This is a genomic window from Micromonospora craterilacus (genome assembly GCF_003236315.1).
GTDB classification, from domain to species: domain Bacteria; phylum Actinomycetota; class Actinomycetes; order Mycobacteriales; family Micromonosporaceae; genus Micromonospora; species Micromonospora craterilacus.
The window spans coordinates 14,178-29,518 of the sequence record NZ_POTY01000008.1 but is presented as its reverse complement, the minus strand read 5'-3'; the positions used below and the strand labels follow the sequence as shown (position 1 = coordinate 29,518).

Annotated in this window: 15 protein-coding genes and 1 pseudogene; 8 read left to right on the top strand and 8 right to left on the bottom strand. The window is 72.9% G+C overall.

Annotation, left to right across the window (positions count from 1 at the left end):
• Positions 1-40: 40 nt before the first annotated feature.
• The 3 genes from C1I95_RS02950 to C1I95_RS02940 all read left to right on the top strand — a co-directional run bounded on the left by C1I95_RS02950 (position 41) and on the right by C1I95_RS02940 (position 1,727).
• A complete protein-coding gene (locus C1I95_RS02950) occupies positions 41-283 on the top strand; it encodes a DUF397 domain-containing protein (RefSeq protein WP_111212189.1) in 243 nt (80 codons plus the stop codon).
• 86 nt (positions 284-369) lie between these two features.
• Positions 370-825 carry a hypothetical protein gene (locus tag C1I95_RS02945; protein ID WP_111212188.1) on the top strand — a complete coding sequence of 152 codons (456 nt, stop codon included), beginning with the start codon at positions 370-372 and terminating at the stop codon, positions 823-825.
• 2 nt (positions 826-827) lie between these two features.
• Positions 828-1,727: a JmjC domain-containing protein gene (locus C1I95_RS02940; RefSeq protein ID WP_199523582.1), complete on the top strand. Its 900-nt coding sequence runs from the start codon at positions 828-830 to the stop codon at positions 1,725-1,727.
• A 92-nt stretch (positions 1,728-1,819) separates the two neighbouring features.
• Here C1I95_RS02940 and C1I95_RS02935 read toward each other — a convergent pair whose 3' ends face one another.
• The gene (locus tag C1I95_RS02935; protein ID WP_111212187.1) at positions 1,820-3,172 is read right to left on the bottom strand and encodes an MFS transporter; all 1,353 of its coding nucleotides are present in this window, start codon (positions 3,170-3,172) and stop codon (positions 1,820-1,822) included.
• 222 nt (positions 3,173-3,394) lie between these two features.
• Here C1I95_RS02935 and C1I95_RS02930 point away from each other — a divergent pair, with 222 nt between their 5' ends.
• From C1I95_RS02930 to C1I95_RS02920, 3 genes are all read left to right on the top strand, one after another.
• Positions 3,395-4,375 carry a helix-turn-helix domain-containing protein gene (locus tag C1I95_RS02930; RefSeq protein ID WP_111212186.1) on the top strand — a complete coding sequence of 327 codons (981 nt, stop codon included), beginning with the start codon at positions 3,395-3,397 and terminating at the stop codon, positions 4,373-4,375.
• A 74-nt stretch (positions 4,376-4,449) separates the two neighbouring features.
• A complete protein-coding gene (locus C1I95_RS02925; protein ID WP_111212185.1) occupies positions 4,450-4,686 on the top strand; it encodes a DUF397 domain-containing protein in 237 nt (78 codons plus the stop codon).
• Between the two features lie 214 nt (positions 4,687-4,900).
• Entirely contained in the window at positions 4,901-5,173 is a 273-nt protein-coding gene (locus C1I95_RS02920) for a hypothetical protein (RefSeq protein WP_111212184.1), read from the top strand.
• 127 nt (positions 5,174-5,300) lie between these two features.
• Here the strand turns inward: C1I95_RS02920 and nudC are convergent, their stop codons facing one another.
• The 3 genes from nudC to C1I95_RS02905 form a co-directional block, all read right to left on the bottom strand.
• On the bottom strand, positions 5,301-6,296 hold the full coding sequence (gene nudC / locus C1I95_RS02915; protein ID WP_111212183.1) for an NAD(+) diphosphatase: 996 nt from the start codon (positions 6,294-6,296) through the stop codon (positions 5,301-5,303).
• A gap of 76 nt (positions 6,297-6,372) precedes the next feature.
• Positions 6,373-7,710, bottom strand: coding sequence for a M16 family metallopeptidase (locus C1I95_RS02910; RefSeq protein WP_111212182.1), 1,338 nt, complete (start codon positions 7,708-7,710; stop codon positions 6,373-6,375).
• On the bottom strand, positions 7,707-9,017 hold the full coding sequence (locus C1I95_RS02905; RefSeq protein WP_111212181.1) for a M16 family metallopeptidase: 1,311 nt from the start codon (positions 9,015-9,017) through the stop codon (positions 7,707-7,709). Before C1I95_RS02905 ends, C1I95_RS02910 begins: the two co-directional genes overlap by 4 nt.
• A 241-nt stretch (positions 9,018-9,258) precedes the next feature.
• Between C1I95_RS02905 and C1I95_RS02900 the strand changes: the two genes are divergently transcribed.
• Complete coding sequence (locus C1I95_RS02900) at positions 9,259-9,702, top strand: RrF2 family transcriptional regulator (RefSeq protein ID WP_111212180.1); 444 nt, start codon at positions 9,259-9,261, stop codon at positions 9,700-9,702.
• Between the two features lie 14 nt (positions 9,703-9,716).
• Here C1I95_RS02900 and C1I95_RS02895 read toward each other — a convergent pair whose 3' ends face one another.
• The 4 genes and pseudogenes from C1I95_RS02895 to C1I95_RS02880 form a co-directional block, all read right to left on the bottom strand.
• Positions 9,717-9,905 (bottom strand): hypothetical protein, encoded by a 189-nt coding sequence (locus C1I95_RS02895; protein ID WP_111212179.1) that lies wholly within the window; start codon positions 9,903-9,905, stop codon positions 9,717-9,719.
• Between the two features lie 216 nt (positions 9,906-10,121).
• Complete coding sequence (locus tag C1I95_RS02890) at positions 10,122-10,325, bottom strand: cold-shock protein (RefSeq protein WP_013735772.1); 204 nt, start codon at positions 10,323-10,325, stop codon at positions 10,122-10,124.
• Between the two features lie 230 nt (positions 10,326-10,555).
• Positions 10,556-13,912 carry an ATP-dependent helicase gene (locus tag C1I95_RS02885; RefSeq protein ID WP_111212178.1) on the bottom strand — a complete coding sequence of 1,119 codons (3,357 nt, stop codon included), beginning with the start codon at positions 13,910-13,912 and terminating at the stop codon, positions 10,556-10,558.
• Positions 13,913-13,976: 64 nt separating this feature from the next.
• Positions 13,977-14,903, bottom strand: a pseudogene (locus C1I95_RS02880) (RecB family exonuclease); the annotation flags it as partial.
• Positions 14,904-14,947: 44 nt separating this feature from the next.
• Here C1I95_RS02880 and C1I95_RS02875 point away from each other — a divergent pair.
• Positions 14,948-15,334 carry a hypothetical protein gene (locus C1I95_RS02875; protein WP_438941275.1) on the top strand — a complete coding sequence of 129 codons (387 nt, stop codon included), beginning with the start codon at positions 14,948-14,950 and terminating at the stop codon, positions 15,332-15,334.
• The last annotated feature ends 7 nt before the right edge of the window (positions 15,335-15,341 follow it).

Genomic DNA, 15,341 nt, shown 5'->3' with positions numbered 1-15,341 from the left:
CCGCACCCTCCGCACCTGCAAGAGCACGAAGGGTTCTCTCATGTCCCAGAGCAACCTGTACGCACTGCCAATCGACGGCGCGACGTTCACGACCTACTGCGGCGGCAACCTCGGCGGCGACAACGAGACCTGCGCCGAGGTCGCTCCGATCCCGGGCGTCGCCGACGCCTTCGTCGTGCGCGACAACAAGCCGGGCGGGACCGGTGCGGAGCTGCGCCTGACCGGCTCCGAGCTGGACAACCTCGCACTCGGCTGGGCCCGAGACCGCGGCCTGACCGCCTAACCCTCACACCTCCACAACACCGCCGGCCGCCCCTGGACCGCCGGGACTCGGGGGCGGCCGGTCCAACAGCACAGAGGAGGGCACAGATGGGCGACTGGCGAGGGCATTGGCACGGCTTCGGCCCGTGGACCGGCTCACGCGACGAGTTCGCCAAGGAGGGGCAGCGCAGGCCGGGCCGCGACCCCCGTGACGAGCAGACGCGTACCTTCCTCGCCAACACCATGACGCCAGTGGAGACCGGTCACTGGCTGCTCCGCCGCGATCAGGCCACCGCCGAGCGGACCTGGACCGATGTCGCCGACGCGGCGACCTGGATGAGGCGGGTCCACCAGGCAAATCCGGCCGACCGGTCCGGCGGCGTGCTGCTCACGGTGGACGAGCTGGTCGAGCAGAAGGCCGCCAACCTGGCTCGCGGTGGTGACGTGGTGTGGGGCTACTACACCCCGGCCTTCAGCTACGTGTCCGCTGCGGTCGTCTGCTGTCCCAGCAGGTTCTTCCCGGACATTCCCTGCCCGTTGCCGCCACGCACTCATAGGAGGTAGTCGTGTCGCTTCACCTCTTACTTCCCCCGGACGGGATCGCGGACCTGATGGACCGCTGGCCCGACGAACCGCGCGTCTACCAGCGCCCGCCAACCGACCTGGATCTCACCGTCACGCCCGAATGGCTCTACGAGTGGATCGACACCGGCTGCGTACCGGCCGACGAGGTCGCCGCCATCAAGGCCCCCGCCCCGGCGCTGAACGCCCGGTCCTGGACCACGAACGGCCGGACCGATGCTGTCCGGCTGCGCCGGCTCTACGAGCGGGGACACACCATCCGCCTCGGCAACCTCCAACGGGTGATGCCCTACATAGCGAGCTTGACGAGGGGCATCCAGGAGGAGACCGGCTACTCGAACTATGTGCACGCCTTCCTCACGCCGGGCCGGGAACAGGGACTCCGCCACCACTGGGACCAGCAGATGGCCGTCATCGTCCAGCTCGCCGGAGTCAAGCGCTGGGAGCTGTGGCCGCCGGTCGTGGAAGCCCCCATGCGGGAGCACCTGGAGTCCTTCCGCGTCTGGAAGGACAGCTACCTGGACGAGTGGCGGGCCGCCGGCCCGAACAGGACCATCGACCTGAGGCCGGGACAGTCGATGCTCCTGCCGAGGGGCTGGGTGCACAACCCGTTCAACGCGGCCGATCGACCCAGCCTGCACCTGACCTTCGCCATCCGCGAGCGCACACCGTACTGGATCACCGAGAAGCTGACCGGCGGTGTCATCGGGGAACTCGCCTTCCGGCGGATCCTTCTACCTGGTGACATTCACGGAGATGCCCTGCCCGGCATCGTCGCGGACACCCGCGACGCCCTGGTGGCGTACCTCCAGGGCCTCGACCCCCGAAGGATGGCCGAGACGCTGCGCGACCTCGCCCGGACCGAACTGGAGTACACGACGTAGCTTCCCTGGGTACGCGCGGGAACCGTCCGTTGTGGGTACATCTGTTGTCGTCCGGACGGCAACAGATGTACCCACAACGCCGCCGGGAGCGGTCAGCGACCGGGGTTTCTGGCGAGGGTGTCGACCTCGACGTTCCGGTCTTCGGGGGCCGGGCGCGGTGCCGGGACGCGGGGGCGCGTCGATGGGCCGGCCGGCGGGCTCAACTGTCGACCGCGCCAGAGATAGCCACCGGCGAGCAGGGTGGCCAGGCCCACCAACGCGAAGACCAACCGGTAGTCGAGTACGCCGACGACCAGGGCGCCCACGCCGATCGAGAGGGCCTGGGGGCACCTGACCACGGCCTCCGAGGCCGCGGCGACCCGGCCCAGCAACTCCGGCGGGGTCCGCCGCTGGATCAGCGTGTGCAGCCCGACCAGGGTCAGCGGCAGCGACAGGCCCGCCATCAGCACCGCGGCGAAACCGAGCCACAGATTCGGGTACGCCAGCGCCAGCGCCGCGGGGCCGAAGAACGCGACACCGACGGCCAGGGTGCCCAACTCCCCGACTCGACGGAGGACGGCGGCGGAGCACAGCCCGCCGACCAGTCCACCGATGCCCTGCACCGTGACGAGTACGCCGACGAACGCCACGTCCCGGCCGAGCCCCCGGTCGACGTACGCAAAGATCAGCGACTCGGTGAAGCCCATCACCAGCGAACCGAGGCCGTAGCCGACCAACGCCCGGCGCAGCGCCCGTTCGCTGGCGAGGTGGCGGAGCCCGGCGACCAGTTCCGAAGACCAGCGCCGGACCCGGGTGACACCGCCGACGGGGCGGACCGGAAGCCGGTCGGCCGCCGTTGCCGCCGAGGTGCCGACCACCTGGGAGTGCCGCCGGGCGGGCGACTCGGCCCCCCGCAGCGTGCCGACCACCGCGGCGGCGACCACGAAGCCGGCCATCCCGACGGCGGCCAGCACCCAGCCGCCGAGCACCGCGTAGAGCCCGGCACCGGCCAGCGGCCCGATCAGCCGCAGTCCCTGACGGACCGTTTGCAGCACCCCGTTCGCCTCACCGAGCAGGTCGGACGGCACCAGTTCCTGGATCAGCCGGCTGAGCACCGCGCCGACGGTGAGGTTCGACAGGCCGTAGAGCGCGGCCACCCCGTAGATGATCCACGTGTCGCCCGCGTCCCGGACCGCGAAGAGCGGGGTGAGCAGCAGCGCCGTGGCGAGGTTGGTCGCCACGAAAAAGGGCCGTCGGGGGTACCGGTCGACGAACCAGCCGACCAGCGGCGCCAGCGTCCTCGGCGCGATGATCACGAAGATGGTGGCGCCGGCGAGGCCGTCCGATCCGGTCAGGTCCTTCACCCAGATGGCGAGCGCCAGCAACAGGATCGACTCGGCGGTCATGCTGGCCAGCAGTCCGCCGAACAGCAGGCGGAAGTCCGGGCGGCTCAGGACGGTGCGCATTGGTCCCTCCGGGGGTGGCGCGACTCGGGCGCGGCAGACCGCCGGTCCGGAGTCCGGCGACGCAGGTCGTCGCCTCCGTCCGGTGTCGGGTCTGCGCATTTCTGATGACACGCCCCTCGCCGGTACCTCCGGCGCCGATCGCGACGTCCATACTGACCGTGGGGGGCGAGTTTCATACAGTTACCGTCGTATCCACGGCGGTCGACGGAAAAGAGGACACCCGTGCCTCCTGCCGCACCCAGCCCGATCCTGCGTCGCCGCCGGCTCGGCATCGAACTGCGCCGGTTGCGCGAGGCCGCCGGTCTCACCGGGGACCAGGTCATCGACCACGTCGGCTGGGCCTCCGCATCCAAGTTGTCCCGGCTGGAGAACGGTCGCAGCCGGCCGGACCCGCAGGACGTCCGGGACCTGCTCGACCTCTACCGCGCCGACGAGGCGCTGCGGGTGGAGCTGATCGGCATCACGCACGAGGCCGGCGACATGCGCGGCTGGCTGAAAAACTATCCGGCGATGACGCAGCAGCAGCGTAGCTTCGCCGAACTGGAGGCGGGCTGCGCCGAGATCTCCGAGTACAACCCGGTGCTGGTGCCGGGGCTGCTACAGACCACCGGATACGCGCGGGTCCGGATCTCCTCGGCCCGGCAGGTCGACCAGGAGGCCGGCGACCCGGAGGTCGACGAGGACATCGAGACCGAGATCAAGGCCCGGCTGGCGAGGCAGTCGCTGCTAACCCGGGAGACCGACCCGCCGCGCTACACGGCGGTGCTGGAGGAGACAGCGCTCGGCCACCGGGCCGGGCCACCCGAGGTGCTCCGGGAGCAGCTGGCGCAGTTGTGCGAGCTGGCCATGCTGCCCAACGTCACGCTGCACGTGCTGCCCCGGGACACCCCGATCGGCCGGTGGTTCCTGCCGCCGACCGCGTTCTCGCTCTACCGGTTCGCCGATCCTCTCGATCCGGAGACACTGGCCATCGAAGGTGGCTTCACCGACGTCATGTCGACCGAGGTAATCGCTCTAAATCGCTATAAAGTGGTGTTCGAGTGGCTTTGCGCGGCGGCGCTCCCCGCAACGGACACCCTCTCCTGGCTGATGAAGTCGATGGGACGGCTGTCCGAGGCGGCGGCCCCGTCCACTGTGGCGATCGGATCGGCAACGGCGCCGGCCCAGCGACGCGGATCCTCCGGGCGCCTGACGGAGCGGTGACCAACCGGGAACCGCCGTCGGGACGCGCGACGCCACTCGTCCCATCGGTTTCGGTTCAGCTCAGGAGCGCAACGATGAACGAGATCCGCAACACACCGTCCGTCCTCGCCCAACTCGCGCACGCCCCGTGGCGTACCAGCACGCGCAGCCAAACCTCCAACTGCGTCGAGGTCGCGCCGCTGCGTACCGGCCCGGCCGCGGTGGCGCTACGCGACAGCAAGGACCGCGGCGGCCCGGTGCTGCTGTTCAACCGGGCCGGCTGGCTGGGCTTCATCTCCGGCGCGAAGAACGGGCAGTTCGACCTGAACTAGAGCCGGACGTCTCGCGGGGCCGCCGGCACCTGTGCCGGCGGCCCCGTCGTCGTCCATTCCCGACGACCCTGCTGACCAGGGGTCGGATGATCGGTCGGGCCTGCACATCAATGGGCGAGTTTCACTTGCTGGGAAACCGACCGGGCGTACGATGGCGGCGTAGTGACGTGGAACTTCCACCGTTCCACCCGTCGCGGCACATCCGGAGACCCACATGCGGTTCCTGATCGTTCGCACCGACATCCGCACCGCCGCCGACACCGATGTCACGGCCGCCTGGGCCTGCGGCCACCGGCTGCGGGACGAGACCACCCGGCCCGAGCCGCGCCGCCAGGTCGTCCACGCCGAGGACCGCGACGCCGCGCTACTGCTCGCCCGGGCGCTCGCCACGGTCGGTGCCGTCCGCTCCGGCAAACAACGGGTCAAGGTGCTGCCGCTCGACGATCCGGGGTACGGTCCGGCCCGCCCGAACGGGCCCGGCACCTGACCCACGCGACGTCCGTCGTGGTCGACCGGCTCCCCCGCCGTGTTACTACCCAGCCGACCACGACGGCCCGTGTCCCCGGCCCGTGGCCGCCGCGGCAACGACGGTCACGGGTCGGGGCCGCACCCGTTCAGCAGTGGCCGTCGAACCAACGATGGATCAGGAACATCGCGATCGACGACGGCGGGGGCAGCAACAGCCGGGCGTCACCCACGTCGACCGGCCGACCGGCCAGCGCCGCGCCGATCTCCTGCCGGGTGAACCAGCGGGCCTGGGCGATCTCGGCGGGGTCGACCCGCAGCGGGTGCTCCGGGTCGGCGGTGGCCAGGAAACCGAGCATCAGCGAGCCCGGAAACGGCCACGCCTGGCTGCCCGCGTACGTGGCCTCGGCCACCGGGACGCCGACCTCCTCGCGTACCTCCCGCAGCACCGCGGCCTCGGCCGACTCCCCCGGCTCCACGTACCCGGCCAGGCAGGAGAACCGGCGCTTTCCCTCGGCGCTGGGCCAGGTGGCGTTGTTGCCCAGCAGGCACCGCCCGTCGACGCCGTCGACCCCGTCGTGCACGAGCACGATCATCGCCGGGTCGGTACGCGGCCACACCCGCTCACCCCGGGCGTCCACCCGGGACCAGCCGGCCTCGTCCGCCCGGGTGGGCTCGCCGGTGATCGGGTGGTAGAGGTGACGCAGATGCCAGTTGGTCAGCGCCAGCGCCGTGGTGAACAGCCCCGCGTCCCGGTCGTTCAGCAGGTGCCCGACCTGACGCAGGTGGGCCGCACGGGTGTCCGGCACGGCCGCCAGCGCGGTGTGCACGCAGAAGATCGGCACGCCGTCCGGTTCGACGCCGAGGAACATCGCCCCGGCGGCGAGCGCCGGCGGCAGGTCGTCCGCGTCCGCCAGGACCAGCGCCGGCACCGCGGTGTCGGTACGCACCAACGCCCGCCCCCCGGCCTCCACGTCGAGCACCAGCACCCGCGCCCCGGCCCACGCCTGGGCCAACCACTCCGGATCGGTACGCCGGTGCGCCGCCCGGTCCAGTGTGGAGCGGGCCAGCGGTGGGGTCGCCTCGCCACGCGCACTGACCGGCTGCCCCCAGCCGTCCGGCCAGCCGGATCGCGGTTCGCTCATGCCGGCACTCCGCTACGCTCCGTGCCGCCATGAGGCACCACCGCACCGCACCGATGATTCACTCGCTGACGCTCGCTCATGCCGGCACCACGGCCGTCTCGACCGGGGTCAGCGTGGCCAGCGAGGGCGCAATCCGCTCGGCGTCGCCGAGCACGAGGGTGACCGCCCGCGCCGGGGCGAGATAGCGGGCCGCCGCCTCGGCGACGTCGTCGACGGTCGCCTTCGCCAGCCGGGCCGCGTGCTCGGGCAGGAAGTCCAGCCGCAGCCCGCTGCCGGCGTACGCGCTGACGAACGACGCCAGCCCCGCCTGGGTGGAGATGCCGAGCTGGAGCGTGCCGAGGGCGTACTGCCGGGCCTGTTCCAGCTCCTCGGGCGCGGGCGGCACGGTGGCCAGCCGGCCCAGTTCGTAGCTGGTCTCCAGCAGGGCCGGCGCGGTCACCTCGGTGGCCACCTCGGCGGCGGCCACCAGCAGCGAGCCGGCCACCGAGTGCTCGACCACCGAGTGTGGCCCGTACGTGTAGCCCTTGTCCTCGCGGATGTTCTCCACCCAACGGGAGGAGAAGTAGCCGCCGAAGATGAGGTTGGCCAGTTGCAGCGGGGCATGGTCGGGATGGGTGCGCGGCACCGCCGGCAACGCCACCCGCAGCGACGACTGCACCGACCCGGGCCGGTCGACCAGCAGCAGCGGGCCCGGCTCCAGCGGAGGGACGGGCGGCAGGTCGACGGCGTGCCCGTCGCCGTTCCAGCCGCCGAGGGCCTTCTCGGCCGCATCCAGCGCCCGCTCCGGACGCACGTCACCGACCAGCACGAGCACCGCGCCCGCCGGATGCACCCGCTGGGCGTGCAGCGTACGCAGCGCGGCCGGCCGGACCGCCCGGACCTGCTCCGGCTCCGGCGTCTGCACCGCGTACGGGTGCTTGCCGAAGATCCGCTTGAGCAGTGCGGTACGGGCCAGGTGCGCCGGCTGGCTCTGGGCCACCTGGATCCCGTCGACCAGCCGGTCCCGCTCGACCCCTACCCACTCGGCCGGGTAACTGGCACCGGTGAGCACCTCGGCGAGGATCTCCAGCATCCGGTCCAGCCCGGTGGCCAGGCCGGTGCCGGAGAGCATCAGCCGGTCCGGATCGAGCCCGGCGGAAAGCCCACCACCGATCCGCTGCAACTCGGCGGCGATCTGCACGCTGGTCATCGTCTCCGTGCCGGAGAGCATGGTCTGCGCGAGCAGGTGCCCACGGGCCAGGTGGGCCCGGCCGAAGGGCATCCAGAGCCGCAGCTCCACCAGCGGGACCGCCGGGCGGCGTACCGCGATCACGGTGAGGCCGTTGCCGAGCGTGCGCTCGGCCTGGCTCGGCAGCTTGAGCCGGCGGGTCGGGCCGAGCGGCGGCAGCGGCCGCGGCCCCACGGCTGCACTCAACGGGCACCTCCGGGGATTACCTCGACGGACGCGCGGCGCTCGGGCCGCAGGGTGGCGGCGGCGGCGCGGACCTGCTCGTCGGTGACCTCGCCGACCAGCCGGGGCAGCTCGCCCAGCAGGCCCGGCTCGCCGCGTTGCTGTTCCAGCACCGCCATCCGCAGCGCGCGGCCGAGCACCGCGTCGGTGTCGCGCAGCAGGTGGGTGGCCATCCGGGCCTGGGTACGGGCCAGCTCGCCGTCGGCGAGCCCGTCGGTGGCGAGCCGGTCCAGTTCCTCGTCGACGGTGCGCAGCACCTTGTCGACGTCGCCACCGGGTGGCAGGTGCGACTGGAGCAGCAGGGCGGTGGGGTCGCGTACGTCGAACGGGTCCCCCATGAAGCCCAGATAGCCGCCCACGCTGGTCACCGCCCGGTCCCGGTGCACCAGCCGCTCGACCAGCCGGGACGCGTCGCCGTCGGTGAGCACCTCGGCCAGCACCACGTACGGCAGGTAGGCGGCGAAGTCGCCGACCGGGTCGGGCACCCGCCACCCGGACGCCACCGCCGGCAGCGGGGCCAGTTTGTCGGTGTACGCGGTGCGCCGCTCGGCGGTCAGCGCCGGCTCGGCGAAGTCCGGCCGGTCGGGCGCCGGCCGGGCCGGCACGTCGCCGAAGTGCCGCTCGATCAGCGCGACCGTCTCGGTGGTGTCGATGTCGCCGCTGACCGCGAGCACCGCGTTGCCGCTGGCGTAGTAGCGCCGGAAGAAGTCGGCGGCGTCGGCGACGGTGGCCGACTCCAGGTCGTCGAAGGAGCCGTAACCGTCGTGCGCGTTGGGAAAGGTGTCGAACATCACCGGCGGCAGGGTCAGCCAGGGGAACCCGCCGTACGGCCGGTTCAGCACGTTGACCCGGATCTCCTCCTTGACCACGTCGACCTGGTTGCGCAGGTTCTCCTCGGTCAGCCGGGGGCCGCGCATCCGGTCCGCCTCAAGGAACAGCGCCCGCTCCAGGGCGTTGCTCGGCAGGGTCTCGAAGTAGTCGGTGTAGTCCAGGTGGGTGGAGCCGTTGAAGGTGCCGCCCGCCCCCTGTACGTGCCGGAAGTGCGCGAGCTTCTCCAGGTTCTCCGAGCCCTGGAACATCAGGTGCTCGAAGAGGTGGGCGAAGCCGGTGCGCCCCTCGGGTTCGGAACGTATTCCGACGTCGTAGACCACCGCCACCCCGATGACCGGGGCACTGCGGTCGGGGGTGAGGACCACCCGCAGGCCGTTGTCGAGGGTGAACCGCTCGACCGGATACCTCGTCGCTGGGATTCTCGCTCTGCGCGTCGGCACGGATCCGACCCTAACGTCTCGACGCGCCCGGGACGGCCACCTGCCGGCAGCCGACCGGCCGGGATCAACTTCCCGTCATCTGGATGGGTCTTGACAGCACCCGCCGATTCACCCCAGCATTCCTACCAACTAAGTTGGAATACTGCGGATTGGACGGACGATGAGACGGTCTCCCGGGCACCGGCAGGTCCGCCTGGCCGCGGTCACCGCCGCGGGATAGCGGCGCGGACCGGTCAACGACGTGTACGTCTCCGCACGCAGCGACTACGCGCTCCGGGCCATGCTCACCGTCGCCGCACACCGGGGCGACGGTGAGCTGGTCAAGGCGGCGGCGCTGGCCGAACGCCAGCAGATCCCGCTCAGCTTCCTGCAGGGAATCCTGGTCGATCTCCGCCGCGCCGACCTGCTGGTCAGCCATCGGGGCACCGAAGGCGGGTACGCGCTCGCCCGGCGGGCCGACGCGATCAGTGTCGGCGACATCCTCCGCGCCGTCGGCGGCTCCCTGACCACCGTACGGGGACTACCGGTCGAGCTGGCCGCCTATCACGGCGCGGCCTCCGGACTCCGCGACGTCTGGCTCGCCGTGCACGGCGCGATCGCCCTGGTCGTCGACCGGACGAGCCTCGCCGATCTGCTGCCCGTCGACGGCCGCCCGAGCAACGCCGGCGCATCCGGGCCAAGCTGACCCTACGCCCCTGTTCAGCCGACCGCGCTGTCCGACCGCTCGGCCGGCGCCGGCGGCCCGTGCAGTTCCACCAGGCTGGACGGGGCGGACCCGCCCGGTGTGACGGGCCAGGGCGTGAACGCGGCCGCCATCGCGAGCAGCAGCCCGACGGCCGCCACCGCGACCACCAGGAGCAGCTCGCGCACCGCCGCGGAACCCACCATGGTCGTTCCTCCCCGCACCGAGCCGATCCCCCGGCTCATCCCCCTGGCCCAGGGTTCCCCAGCCGGCCGGCGGCGACAGTCGCCCACCCGACGCTTGGACGGCTGATTACCGACTCAGGGTTCCGTCGCCCGGTGTCCCATGTGCGGACGGCCGGGCCGCCACCGGTTGAACGTTCAACCGGTGGCGGCCCGGCCGTCGCGGGCGATCCGTGAAGATCAGAGCGGGCGGATGTTCTCCGCCTGCGGGCCCTTCTGGCCCTGAACGACCTCGAACTCCACCCGCTGGTTCTCGTCCAGGCTGCGGTAGCCCGAGGACTGGATCGCCGAGAAGTGGGCGAAGACGTCGGCGCCGCCGCCGTCCGGGGTGATGAAGCCGAAGCCCTTGTCAGCGTTGAACCACTTGACGGTGCCAATAGCCATGCTTGTTTCGTCTCCTTGACGGAACGTCGGCCCCGTACCTGTTACGGGACCGAAAGAGGAATGTTCCGGGCGAACGTGCTCGGAACGCCTGTCGCTTCTGGTCGCCCCGCCCGGAGGAGTCCGGACATAACAAAGAGCGCCTGGGGCCACAATCCGCCAGGCGCAAACAGAGCTGGTAACCAAAACTGCAACGGGGGCACCATACCACGGATCCGGCAAAGCGCCAGCCACTACGACAGCTCCGGAACCGAGGTGAGCAACGTGGTCAACCCATCGACGTCGAGCAGGTCCGCCGGACGGACGGTCACCCCGTCCCGCACGTAGTGGAAGGCCGCGCCGACCCGGTCGACCGGCACGTCGGCCAGCTCCGCCCAGGCCAGCCGGTAGACCGCCAACTGCACCGCGGCCACCTCGGCCGCCGCGCCGGACGGGCGGGCGCCGGTCTTCCAGTCGACCACGTCGAAGCGATCACCGGGGCGCCGGAACACGGCATCCATCCGGCCGCGTACCACCACGCCGCCGATCACCGTGGCGAACGGCACCTCCACCTCGACCGGCGTCCGGTCCGCCCACTCACTGGCCAGGAAGCGCTGCTGAAGCTCGACCAACGCCTCGTCCGGCGCGGCGTCGGCGTCGGCCGCACCGGGCAGCTCGTCGGTGTCGAGGAGCCGGTCCGCCCCGAACCGCTGCTCCAGCCAGGCGTGGAACGCGGTGCCCCGGCGGGCGTACGGGTTGGGCTCGGACGGCAGCGGACGACGCAGTGCCCGGGCCAGCGCCGCCGGGTCCCGGCGCAGCGCGACCAGCTGCGTCACCGACAGGTGCTCGGGCAGCGCCACGTCGATCGGACCGGACAGCCGGCTCAGCTCCGCCCGCTCGGCCAGCAACAGGTCGGCCTCCCGCCGCCACCGGGCCACCTCCGGGTCCGACACCGTCGCGTCGGCTCCCCCGGCGGCCTCGTCACCGTCGGTGAGGAAGCGGCGCACCAGCGCCGCCGCCTCGGTCAACGTCGGCCGGCGTACGCCGAGCGGGTCCGCCGGCCACTCGGCCCGCAACACCACCTCGGTGGTCGGGTTCACCGCGTCCGGCGTTGGTTCCGGCGCCCACTCGTCGACCAGGTGACCGTCCCCGGCGTCCAGGCACGCGTCGTGCACCTCGCGCAGCAGTGCCGACGGCCCGCGCGGTCGCTTGGTGCCCTCCCCCCACCAGTGGCCGGAGCAGAGCAGCAGGCGGCGCGGACGGGTCACCGCCACGTACGCCAACCGCCGTTCCTCCCGCTCGTCGTGGGCCCGCCAGTCGTCGGTGAAGTCCGCCACCGCCCGGGCCACGCCCCGCTGGTCGTCGGCCTCCGCCAGGGCCAACTCGGGCAGCCCGTCGGCGTCGCCCCGCAGCGGGAACGGCAGCACGCCCAGCCCGCCGAGCCAGTGGTCGGAGTTACGCACCGGCCCCGGCCACACTCCCCGGCTCAGCCCGGCCACCGAGACCACGTCCCACTCCAGTCCCTTGGCGGCGTGCGCGGTGAGGATCTGCACCGCGCCCTCGACCACGTCCACCTCGCCCGGGGCCAGGCCACGCTCCTCGTCCTCGGCAGCGGCGAGATAGGCCAGGAAGCCGGCGAGCGTGGCACCCGGGGTCTCCCCGCTGAACCGGGCGGCCACGTCGCCCAGCGCGTCCAGGTGGCCCCGGGCCAGGCCGGCGTCGCCGGCGCCGTCCCGGCCGGCCCGCACCGCCACCTCCACGTCCAGGCCGGTGGTCCGTTCCACGTCCGCGATCAGTTCCGGCAACGACTGGTCCAGCCGGTACCGGAGCAGGCCCAGCTCCCGGGCGTACGCGCGCAGTCGCGGATAACCCTCGGCCGAGTACGTCTGGGCGGGCCCGAGGTCGGCCAGCGCCTCGACCAAAGTCGCCTCGTCGAGCCGATCCGGGGTGATCTCCGGGGTGCCGTCGTCGGCGAGCTGGCGGCGGGCCGCCGCGATGGCCCTGGCCCGACGGTGCAGGGCGACCAGGTCCCGGGGCCCGATCCGCCACCGGGCACCGGTCAGCAACCGCAGCAGCGCGGCGCCGTCGGTCGGGTCGGCCAGCACCCGCAGCGTGCACACCACGTCGCGCACCTCCGGGGTGTCCAGCAGGCCGCCCAGCCCCACCACCTCGACCGGCAGCCCACGCTCGCGCAACGCGGCGGCGATCGCCGGGATCTGGCTGCGCAGCCGGACCAGCACCGCCGTGGTCGGGCGCCGGGTGACCGGGATCTGCTCGGGCAGCGCACCGCGCATCCCGGCCGCCCCCTGCCAGGCGACCAGCACGCTGTCGGCGATCCAGTCGGCCTCGTCGGCGTGCGTCGGCAGGAGCGCGCAGTGCACCGTGCCGGCCGCGGCGCCGCGCGGGCTGCGGTGCGGGATGGGCTCGCGGACGCTGAGCGCGGCGTGCAGCTCGGGCACCCGGGCACCGGCCGCCCGCAACGGGGCGGCCAGCGCGTTCGCCACCGCCAGGATCTCCGGCCGGTTGCGCCAGCTGGTGGTCAGCCCCAGCACCTGCGCCGGTTCGCCGTCGGTGCGGGCGAACTCGGCCGGGAAGCGGTCCAGGGTGCCGGCGCTGGCCCCCCGCCAGCCGTAGATGGACTGGCAGGGGTCGCCCACGGCGGTAACCGGATGGCCGCCGCCGAACAGCGCGCCGAGCAGCACCACCTGGGCGTGGCTGGTGTCCTGGTACTCGTCGAGCAGCACCACCCGGTAACGGTTCCGCTCGATCTCGCCGACGCCCGGATGGTCCCGGGCCACCCGGGCGGCCCGGGCGAGCTGATCGGCGAAGTCCATCGCCTCGAAGTCGTCCTTCCGGCGGCCGTACGCGCGCACCAGGGGCAGCAGCTTCAACCGGGTCTGCTGGAACGCGAGGGCCTTGCGTACGTCGGCGTAGATCCGCCCCGGGCGGGACTGCACGTCGGCGAAGAACCGGCCGGTCCAGGCGGCCAGCTCGTCCGGGTCGACGAGGTGTTCGTCCAGCTCGCCGGCGAGCGCCAGCACCGCGTCGGTGACGGTGCTCGGCATCCGGTCCACCTCGGACATGTCCCCGTCGTAGTTGCGCACGATCAGGTCGACCAGCTGCCAGCGGGACGCCTCGGTGAGCAGCCGGGTGGAGGGTTCGTAGCCGGCGCGCAGGCCGTGCTCGGTGACGATCCGCCCGGCGTACGAGTGGTAGGTGGCCACCGTGGGCTCCCCGGCCAGCGGGTCGTCGAGCGGGTCCCGCCCGCGCCGGCCGAGTCGACGGACCAGCTGGTCGAGCCGGGTACGCACCCGGTGGGCCAGCTCACCGGCCGCCTTACGGGTGAAGGTCAGGCCGAGCACCTGCTCCGGCCGGACGTACGAGTTGGCCACCAGCCAGACCACCCGGGCGGCCATCGTCTCGGTCTTGCCCGAGCCCGCGCCCGCCACCACCAGCAGCGGCTCCACCGGCGCGGCGATGATCGCCGCCTGCTCCCGGGTGGGTGCCGGCAGGCGCAGCAACCTCGCCAGCTCCACCGGGGTGTACCGGGGACCGGCGTCGGCCGCCCGGGGCGCCGGTGCGGCGGGGTTGAACAGGGCCGGCTGGGTCACTGTTCCCTCTTCGTTCGCGACTGCGGGGCTCGCCAGCGCACTCCTCGCGCCTCACCGCGCACGCTCACTCCTCGCGCTCCGGGCGACGGACGGTCGGCGGCTCGACGACCTGCCGCCCCTGCCCGGACACCGGGCAGCTGGTGCGCACCGGGCACACCCGGCACTTGGAGTTGGCGACCGCGGCGAAGGTGGCAGCGGCCATCGTATCGGCGGTGCGGCGGACCAGCGCGGTGGCCCAACCGGCCTCGGGCCCGTCGGTGGCCGGTGGCTGGGCCTGTTCCCGCGCGTCCTTCGCACCGGTACCGAGCTGCACCAGGGCCGCCCCGCCGGGCTCGTCGCCGAACTCGGCGAAGGCACCCGCCTCCACCGCCGCCTGGTACGCGCCCAGTTGCGGGTGCTCGGCCACCTCACGCTCGGTCACGGCGGTTGACTTGCCGGTCTTCAGATCCACCACCACCAGCCGGCCGTCGGCGTCCACCTCCAGCCGGTCCACCCGGCCGGCCAGCTGGACCGGCCGGCGCGGGTCGTCGAGGCGTACCGCGAACTCGTGCTCGATGGCGAGCAGCCGGCGCGGGTTGGCGGCCAGCCAGCGCAGCAGCTTGTCGACCATCCCCTCGGCGCGGGTCCGCTCCGGCCCCACCATCCAGCGGGCGGCCAGCTCGATCGCGTCGAACCGGGCGGCCACGTAGTCCAGCAGCGCGCCCCGGTCGGTGCTGGCGTCCTCGGCGAGCATCGCCGCCGCGTGCACCAGGTTGCCGACGCCCTGCGCCGCGCTGGCCGGCGCACTGCCGCCGTGCCGTTCCAGCAGCCAGCGCAGGCTGCACCGCAGCGCGCTCTCCATGGCCGACGGGGTGACCCGGACCGGCTCGCCCTCGTCCACCAGCGGCCGGTCGTCCGACAGCGGCCGCAGCCCCCACCAGTCGTCGGGATGCGCGCCGGAAACGCCGGCGGCGGCCAGCCGGGCCAGTTCCGCCGCCGCCACCCGTCGCCGGGCTGCCCGACAGCACCCCCACCCCGACGGCCGATCCCGGACTGGTGGCGGGCGCCTGCCACGGCAGTCCGTCGCAGCAACGGATCGTCGATCTGGTCCGCGGCCGCAATGGACTGCTCCCCCGCAACGCGAAGGTTCGCGTCCGCACCGGTCCCCTGTGCGCCGCCGACTGGCACTTCACGGTCCTCGACGTGACCGGGTACGAGCCGCTACAGGTGGTCACCCGTGACCAGGCCGGCACCCTGCGCCTGGTCACCGCCGGCACCGACGTGTGCTCGGTCGAGGTACGGGTGGCCGGCCCGACCGGAATCCGGACGCTGGCCTGCGGCGACGACGGCGCGGTCAACGTACCGGTGCCAACGGTGCCCCTACCGACGCCGACGACCCCCACACCGACGCCATCGACTCCCACGCCGACGCCGGGTGCGTAGGCTGGGC